The organism is Streptomyces sp. SAS_272, assembly GCF_052543235.1.
On sequence record NZ_JBMNDR010000070.1, the window covers coordinates 42169 to 51344 of the forward strand.

4 protein-coding genes and 1 pseudogene are annotated in these 9176 nt (G+C 67.4%); 4 read left to right on the forward strand and 1 reads right to left on the reverse strand.

What is annotated here, in order from left to right; all coding sequences use genetic code 11:
* The first annotated feature begins 15 nt into the window (after positions 1-15).
* The 4 genes and pseudogenes from ACN6LD_RS31200 (at position 16) to ACN6LD_RS31215 (ending at position 7294) form a co-directional block, all read left to right on the forward strand.
* Positions 16-3966, forward strand: coding sequence for a hypothetical protein (locus ACN6LD_RS31200; RefSeq protein WP_445044956.1), 3951 nt, complete (start codon positions 16-18; stop codon positions 3964-3966).
* A 369-nt stretch (positions 3967-4335) separates the two neighbouring features.
* Positions 4336-4572, forward strand: a pseudogene (locus ACN6LD_RS31205) (zinc-ribbon domain-containing protein); the annotation flags it as partial.
* Positions 4573-4587: 15 nt separating this feature from the next.
* Positions 4588-5898, forward strand: a complete 1311-nt coding sequence (locus ACN6LD_RS31210; protein ID WP_383649244.1) for a zinc-ribbon domain-containing protein — start codon at positions 4588-4590, stop codon at positions 5896-5898.
* 478 nt (positions 5899-6376) lie between these two features.
* Positions 6377-7294, forward strand: coding sequence for a restriction endonuclease (locus tag ACN6LD_RS31215; RefSeq protein WP_383649211.1), 918 nt, complete (start codon positions 6377-6379; stop codon positions 7292-7294).
* A 127-nt stretch (positions 7295-7421) separates the two neighbouring features.
* Here ACN6LD_RS31215 and ACN6LD_RS31220 read toward each other — a convergent pair whose 3' ends face one another.
* A complete protein-coding gene (locus tag ACN6LD_RS31220) occupies positions 7422-8450 on the reverse strand; it encodes a hypothetical protein (RefSeq protein ID WP_383649212.1) in 1029 nt (342 codons plus the stop codon).
* Positions 8451-9176: the final 726 nt, after the last annotated feature.

A 9176-nucleotide genomic window follows, 5' to 3' on the forward strand; every position in this document is an offset into this window, starting at 1 on the left:
GGGGCGAACGATCCGATGACCGGGCTGGACTGGGAGAAGTTCACCGCGCTGCCGGGAAGCCGCCGGGACAACTTCGAGCTGCTGTGCCGGGGTGCCGTCACCCACGCATACGCTCGTTACGGTCGCTTCATCGCCCTGGCCCAGCAGCCGGGGGTCGAGTTCCACCTCGACATCGACCAGCCCGCCTGCCCGCTCGGTGGGCCCGGTCGCTGCTTCGGGTGGCAGACCAAGTGGTGGGACATCCCCGCGGGCCGCGCCATCGGCGCCGGCCGCCGAGCCGATGTCGAGGACTCCCTCGAGAAGACCGAGAAGCACTTCCCGGGCATCACCGACTTCGTGCTGTGGACCCGGCACCCCCTCACTGCCGGCGACCAGACGTGGTTCCGCGGTCTGCCCACCCGGATGCAGCTGCACCTGGCCACGGAGGTCGAACTCGACCATCTCTTCGTCGGCGACGCCGTCTTGCTGCGCGAGTCTTACTTCGGTTCCCTCGTCCTGACCCCGCAGCGTCTGGCCGAACAGCATGAACGGGCCGCCGCCGAGGCGGGCGAACGCTGGATTCCTGAAGTGCATCAGGCATCGGCTGCCGAGCACCGGGTTCGGCGGATGCTCGCCGAACCCGACGCGTGGGACGACCTGAGCGACACGCATCACAACGTCACCCGCTTCGAAGCGGCCCTCGACGACGCGGCCACCACCTTGCCGGCCCCGCTGGCCGAGGAGACCGCGACGATCGTCGCCACCGGACGAGACATCTCCGAACTCCTGCACGAGGCACACCAGCAGATCCGCAACAGCTGCCCCTCCCCGCTGCTCGGCGCCACAGACCGCACCGTGCCCCCGGCCCCCCTGGCGCAGCCCGCCGTGCTCCGGCGGCTACGGGCCCTGGGGCACGCTGCCGCGTTGCCGCTGACAAACCTGATCGCCCACATCCGCGACGCCGCCGCTCTCGCTCACCACGTCACCGATCACCTGTCGACCCGACTCGCGGTCGTCACCGGCGACGCCGGATTCGGCAAAACACAACTGTCCGCGACGCTCACCGCGCCGACAGCGGCACGCCCCGCCGGTGTCCTGCTCTACGGCAGGCGCCTGAGCGCCCGCCAGACCCTCGACGACCTCGCCGGTCAGATCACCGCGGCGGGTAAGCCCCTGGCCTCCTTCGAGGAACTCCTCGCCGCCGTCGATGCGGCCGCACAACGCGCCGGATGCCGGCTGCCCATCGTCATCGACGGCCTGAACGAGGCTGAAACCCCCACCATGTGGCCGCCGTTGCTGCGTAGCCTGCAGGTGACCCTCAAGCGGTACCCGTCCGTGCTCGTGGTGTGCACGGTCCGCGAGGCCTTCCTCGACGACACCATCCCCGCCGGCGTGAACGACATCCTCGAGCTCGACGGATTCGACGAGGACCTCGACAAAGCCATCGCCCGCTACTTCACCCACTACAAAATCGAACCCGGCGGTGCAGACCTGCCGCGCGAACTCCTCAGCCATCCGTTGACACTGAAGATCTACTGCACCGCAGCCAACCGGGACCGCAGACAACCCGTCAGTGCGGCGGGCCTGCCCAGCTCCCTCACCGGAATCTTCAGCGACTTCCTCACCTCCGCCGCTCGCCGCGTCTACGAACTCATTCCGTCCATCCACCCCAACGACGTCAACCAAGCCCTCGACGCGCTGGGAAACGCCCTGTGGGAGAACCAAGCCCGCGACCTTCCCGACACCCAGGCGAAGCAGCTCTGCCAGGACCCCTATCGCCGCTGGCAGGAGAGCCTTCTCGCAGCCCTCGAACACGAAGGCGTCCTCCTGCGCCACCCCGACGACGCGGGCGGCACGGCCTGGTCGTTCGTCTACGACCTGATGGCCGGACACGTCATCGCCGCCAGTCTGGTGCATACCCACGGCAGGGGCATCGACCAACTGCTGAGAGAAGACACCACCACGGCGCGCTTCAACGGCAAACCGAACGAACGCCATCCGCTCGCCACCGACATCTTCCAGGCCCTGGCAGGTGTCCTGCCCCGCGCCGGCGCCGCGCAACTGTGGCAGTCCGTCGCCGCACCCCTCCGCCTGCGTGCCCTCCTGCACGCCGCCCGGCTTGAAGCAGACCACCTCGACTCCGCCACCGTGGACGCCCTCGCCACCCACTGCGACGATCTCCGCGGAAGAAACGACATCCTTCAGCGGCTCTACAGCACCCGCGCAGCCCCCGGGCACCCCCTCAACGCGCATTTCCTCAACCGGATCCTGCGTGACCGCGCCGTCGCCGACCGCGACCTGCGCTGGAGCGAGTGGCAGCGTGCCCACAGCCGCCCCCTCCTCGCCGACACGACCGCCCTGGCCACACGCTGGCGCGACCATCCGCACCGCGCGGAAACCGACCGACTGCGGGCCCGGGGGTTGATGTGGACGCTGACCAGCACCGACCGCGACCTCCGCGACGCCGCCACGGCCGCCCTGTACTGGTACGGCCGACACGACATCAGCGGACTGTTCACCCTCACCCTGGAAGCGATCACCGTCAACGACGCCTACGTCGGCGAACGCATGGTCGCCGCCTGCTACGGCGTCGCGACGGCCCACCCTCTCCATGACCCGGACCTGGAAGCCGCCCTGCCTGACTACCTTGCAGGACTGCTGAACGCCTACACCGGGCCCCGGGCCACCCACCCCATCTTCCACGCCCTGACCCGGTACTACGTCTCCTCAACGTTCGACCTCGCCCACCGCTGGTATCCCGCCACGGTGCCCGCCGCAGCCGAACTACCCCTGACCTTCACCGCAGCACCGGCAATCACCCCGCTGCCCGAGGGCGACCCACGCCGGGACGACGTCAGCCCGACCCTGGGCATGGACTTCGGCAACTACACCCTCGGACGCCTGTTCCCGGACCGCAACAACTACGACGACTCCCACCCCGGCCACCGGGAAGCCACCGCTGTCGTCCTCGGCGTAGTGCACGCACTGGGCTGGCGCCCCGGCCTGTTCGACGAGGTCGAAAACCGCATCACCTCAGCAGCCTCTCGCCAGCGCCACACCCCCGGCGGCCGGATCGACCGCTACGGCAAGAAGTACGGCTGGATCGGCTACCACACCATGGCGGGCATGCTCGCCGACCGCGGCCAGCCACCCGAGGACCTCGAAGTAGACATCGACCCGACCTTCCCCCAGCCCCCGCAACCGGTCCCGGTCCCGCTCGGCACCTGGACGCCGCGGACACCAACCGACGACCTCGAATGGCTGCGCCACGGAATCGCCGACGTGCCAGACGACTTCCTTACGCCGGCCCGGCTCGATGAGGACGAAGGCCCATGGCTGCTCGTGCACGCAGAGATCGACACCAAGGATGTGACCACCGGGCGCAACGCCTTCGGCCTGTTCAACACCGTCCTCGTCAGTCAGGAGAACCTGACCGACCTCCTAGAGGTGTTCGATGCCTCGCCCCACCCGGGCCGAGACATGATCGACCTGCCCGCCCAGTACTACGTCTTCGCCGGTGAGATCCCATGGCACACCCGGTTCGCTGCACCTGAACCGGGACTGACCACCGAGGACCTGTACAGCGGCACACCGCGCTACGACCGGCCCGACCTCCCCTTCGAGCGGCTGGCCCACCACTTCACCTGGGAGTCCCACCACAGCAGCCAGAACCAGGCGACCGCCTACGTCCCCAGCCGGCTGTTCTCACAGGCTTTCGACCTGCGTGCTCTCCCGGCGGGCTTCGACCAGTGCGAACCCTCCGGCGCACTCGCCGCGCGGTCTTTCGCGGCCCCTTCCGGCTTCTCGGGCGGGCTGTTGTATCTACGTGCCGACCTCCTTCGACGCTATGCGGCCAGCCGTGCGATCGTCACCCTCTGCTGGGGGGAGCGGCAGATCAAAACCGCCTGGCCCGAGAGACCATCCGGTGCCTTGCGGGATCTTTACCGGGCCTATCAGAACATCTGGCGCCAGACGAAACAGCACTGAAAGCGCCGTCCTTAGGTGCGCGTGCACATCCAGGCGAGGTATGGCGGAGCTCTTGCTCGCGGCGTATCGCGCACAGCGACGGCGCTACCAGCGACTGCAGGTGCTGCCACCGCCTGGCCCAGCGTCTGTGGGGCAGTTCTAGAAACCGGGGCGTCTCCTGAAGGCACGACCGTGCACAGCGCCCCAGAGCCGACGTCTGCACCATGCGTCAGCCGGCGATTCCGTGCCGCGCACGTGCTTTCGGCGGACGCGGCTGCCGCCTTCCCACCGCACCGAGCCCTTCCATTGGTTCAGTTGCGTTCCCGCGGGCGGGCGGCCGCAAAGAACGGTGAAAGCAACTGTCAGTGTCGGGAGTTAGCCTGCACGGCTATGACCTCTGCACGCCGACCGGCAACCGACCATCCCGAGAGAGGACAGGCAAGGGGGACAAGCCTCAGGTTGGCAGCCCCACAGGTAGCCAGCGAGTGGCATCCCACCCGCAACGGTGACCTCACCCCGGACTCGGTCGCAGCAGGGTCAAGCCGAAAGGCATGGTGGCACGGAGCGTGCGGCCACGAGTGGCAGGCCGTGGTCCACAGCAGGAGCCGCGGATGCGGGTGCCCATACTGCGGGAACCGCAAGGTGGGATACGGCAACGACCTGGCGACTCAGGTCCCCGAGGTGGCCGGCGAATGGCACCCCACCCGCAATGGCGACGTGCAACCCAACCGCATCGCCCCCAAGTCAAACCGGAAGGTCTGGTGGCTGGGATCCTGCGGTCATGAGTGGCAGGCCGTCGTAGCGAACCGCACCGCCAGGCACTCCGGATGCCCGTACTGCTCCAATCAGAAGGTTGGGTACGGCAACGACCTCGCCACACGGCACCCGGAACTCGCAGCGCAGTGGCATCCCACCCGCAACAAAGACCTGACTCCGGAGCAGATCCCCTACGGGGCACGGCGCAACGCCTGGTGGCGCTGCGCCAGCGGCCACGAATGGCGTGCCATGGTCTTCAAACGGTCCGCCGGAAGCTCATGCGACCAATGCAGCCTCACCGGCGTGTCCGAGGTGGAGCTGAGAGCCTTCGCCGAACTCCGCCACGTGCTGGAAGGCCACCTTGCACCGCTCAGGCGGGACGCGCGCCTGAGCACGCCCCACAGGCAACGCCTGCGGGTGGACATGATCCTCGGCGACATCGCCGTGGAGTACGACGGCTCCTACTGGCACAAGAACACGGGCGCACGCGACCGGGAGAAGACAGAGCGGCTGCAACACGCCGGCTACAAAGTGATCAGGGTGCGCGAGCGCCCACTGCCCCTGACCGGCCCCAGCGACACCACGGCACCGAGAGCCGCGAAGCCCTTCCAGGTGGCCGCAGTGGTCTTGCAGAAAATGATCGACGAGGACTTCCTTCCTGCGGCCGCTGCGCGCCAGGCGGCCGCAGCGTACATCGCCGGTGGCCGACTCGTCGCCCAGGAAAAAGCAGACCGCGCCGTCAACGCGCTACGCGCCCGAGACCACGGAGCCAGATCCCTCGCAGCACAGTTCCCCCACATCGCCGAGCAATGGCATCCGCGCCGAAACGGCGAGCTCACTCCGACGCAGGTCACCGCCGGCTCCGGCAAAGAGGTGTGGTGGCTGTGCGCCGCAGGACACACATGGCGCGCCAAGATCGACCAGCGCGTCGGCAAGGGAACCGGATGCGGCTTCTGCTCCGGCCGCTACGCCACCGAGACCACCTCTCTCGCGGCACGAAGACCGGACCTTGCCGCGCAGTGGCATCCGACCCTCAACGGGACCCTCCTGCCAACTGACGTGACACCGCATAGCGGGAGCGTGGTGTGGTGGCTGTGCACGCAGGGACATGCTGCCGAAGATTCCGTGGCCAACCGGAGCAAAGGCATGGTCTGCCAGTACTGCCCTCGGTCACGCAGAGGCCGGAATGCCTGCTGAAGGTACGGGCGTGCACGCGACCTCACCCGGGCGGAGATGCGTGTGATCAAGGTAGAGAGCGGTCTGGCCATGCTGCGCCGTGGTCAGACCTGCGGGACACGGTACGCACGGACGGTCACGTCTGGCCGGACCACGCTTCAGGCCGATGCGCTGCCACACCGCCTCCGGCCGACAGGAGGCGCCTGCTGCACACCGCAGGCTTCGCACTGATCCGGGGGGCCGCGTACGCGGCCGGCAGCACCGCCATGACCGGGCTGTTCCTTTGGCTGATGTCACGGTGAACCACGCCTCGCGGCCGGACATGCCCGTGGCCTGCCGCGCAAGCGGATCATGGCGTGCCCCGTTGCCCGAAGGGGGAGCGACGCCGGCAGGCACGATCACCGCGTCGCCTTCTGACCGGCCTTTCGGGGCGGTCGGCCTGCCGGCGCAGGTCTCCTGCATCATACGAACGGACACTTCACCCACTGACGGGAGCAGGATGCTGGACTTTCACGAGTTGGCGCCGGACGGCGAAGACCTGGAGTTGATGGTCAGGGAACTCGCCCTGGCTCTCGGCTACCGGGCCAGGTGGTCCGGTCGGGGTGCGGACGGGGGGCGCGACCTCCTGCTGGAGGAGTCGGGGGACGCACTGCTGGGGTCGAAGACGCGCATTTGGGTCGTCTCGTGCAAGCACATGGCGCACGCCAGGAGCGGTGCAGGACGCTCAGTCAGCGGTGAGGACGTCGGGAGCGCCGGCGGCATTGTGGACACTGTTGCGCATCATGAGGCTGACGGGTTCCTCCTCGTCTGCTCCACCCAGCCTTCGAGCGCCCTAGTCTCCCGTCTGGAAGCGATAGAGCGGAGCAAGGGCGTGCACACCCACGTCTGGGACGGGGTGGAGCTGGAGCGCATGCTGACCACCCCGCGCGGGTGGGCGGTGGCCCAGCGATTCTTCCCCGTGAGCGCCGAGGCCAGTGGATGGAGGGTCTTCGCCACGGGGGAACCGAACCGCTTCATCGGCATCACGCAGGGCTTCTACATCCGCATCGCCAACCGGCACGGCAGCGCACTCGGCTTCCAGCTCGGCAGCGTCACCGAACGTCTCGACAAGGCCGCCTCGATCGAGCTGCCCGTCGGCCATGAGATCCGCCCCCGAGGCGTCTTCTACGACGACAAGCACGGCGCATTCACCTGGTACTTCGACTACCTGTACGGCCCCCGCGGCTGGGAGCGGGAGGAGATCGAACCGCCGATGAACGAGCACAAGCTGCTCCGGCACCTTGGCTCAGACGGGGTGTCGTTTGACGACGGTCTATTCGATCACTTCGACATCGTCTTCAGGCGGGTCGATCGCGGAAGCGATTCATATGACGCCGACCACTACCGGTACTACGAGCGCGTCCCCAGCTATGTCTAGCAGAAGCCGCCCCTGAGGACAGATTCGAGCAGCACAAGCCCCCTGCCGGATCGCTGCGCCGGCCAAAGCCCGCAATGGCGATTGGCATGCGGCTGCAGGCAGTTCCTGCAGCCGCCCTCGGCCAGGCTCAGTCCAGCTCGTCGAACAGTGACTGCTGGGCGGGCGCCGAGCGGGGCCGGGGGAGTGGACGGAAAGGATCCAGGCGAGGCAGCGGGCTGCCGTGCTGGCCGTCGGTCAGCGTGTGACGGCACGCGTCCCGCAGGGCCGGCAGTTCGTGCCGTGCGCCGAGCAGGCCGAGGAAGTCCTCGACGCTCCAGTCGATGAGCGCGCCCTGGCGTGAAAGGTAGAGCGCGACGCTGGAGATGGCATGTGCGTCGCTGTAGTCGAGCAGCAGGTATCCAACGAGCTGGTAGATCTCAGCGCGGTTGATGCGTTCCGGGCGGATGGTTGCCTTGCAGTCGATGAGTGCGCCGTCGAGGATGAAGTCGGCGTCCGCGCCGCCGACCTGGAGGCTGCCGTCGAAGACGGGGCCGCAGACCCGGGCGGTGGCGGGCAGGAGCCGCATCTTCTCGAAGGGGCCAGGGCGGGAGGCGAGTTCCATCTGTTGCCGGATGTCGTCGACCACGTAGTCCGCGACGGCATCGGTGAGATCGTCCAAGGTCGCCTCGGGGGTGCACAGACCGAGAGTGTTCCCGCGCATCCAGCCGCAGTGACGGAAGATCGCCTCGAAGCTGGAGGCGACATGGCACAGACGGATGAGCCGGTCTTCGGCCGCATCAGAAAGGCAGAGAGGCTGTCCCGCGTCGCTCTCGTATTGGGCCAGCTCCTTCACCATGGTGTCGCCGGCCCGCTGTACGGCGCCGATCACCTCCGGGCTGGGCCAGCCGTCGTCGTCGAGAACGGCCCGCACGATGCCCTCTTTGATGGGGGAGCCGGTGGGTGCTCCCAAAGAGATGCGCAGGCGGTGGTCGATGGTGTGGCCGAGCATCCGGTACTCGGGCTTCATGCCTGCTTTCGCCTGCGGCCTCTGTGGGGCGGGAAAGCGCGCTAAGCGTTTGCGGTAGTCGGCCAGGACGGCCCTGGTGTCGGGAAGCTGCTCCGCCAGAAAGCGCGAAATGGGGGAGTGGGGCTCTTTGAGATGGGAGGTGAGGCTCATGCGGGCATCTTGGAGGACGGCACTGACAATGCTGCCGGGCGGAAACCTTCCTGCATGGCTTCCGGAAGATGTATCAAGTCACCGCTCTGTTCTCGGCGTCCACTGGGCCGCCCTCGTCACCAGCAGGGACAGGCATAACTGAGTGTTCATCGTCACGATGAAGCAGTGAGATCAGGCCAATCGTGAATGGTCAATAAGAGGTTGACGAGGGGAAGTGGCAATGGATTGTCAGACCTCGCCGCTAGAGTTTTGTCGTCCTGCGTCGACCGCGCTCTGTAATGTCGCGTACATGTCGAAGCGGCGGGACCGCTGTAGGAATACTCGCGGGTAAGTAAGTCGTACCCCCGTCGCTCTTCGCATTCGGTGATGGCTTAAAGCGGTCATGAGGCGATGGGGGGTGGCCTGCTTCTTCGTTTTGCCGGTGCCGCCAGGCCGGGCCTGTAATGGCCGAACTCTTGCTTTCCCGTCCCTGCAGTGCGGCGCCTTTCGATCGCTGGCTGACGCCTCGACCAGTTAGCGCGGCACCGAAGAGCCGACCGCCGGCGAGGGCCTTGGACACTCGAAAATGCCGGAAATGTGTCGCCGCCTCGGTATCGACCTGAACCAGTTCCGCCGGACGCCTACCCACCTAGGTCCTGTCTGGCGTTCGGATCACGAGTTCGGGAGATCGCCTGCGCGCCGAGGTCTGTTCTTGATAGGCCGTCAGTCATGGCGCGAGGCGATCTC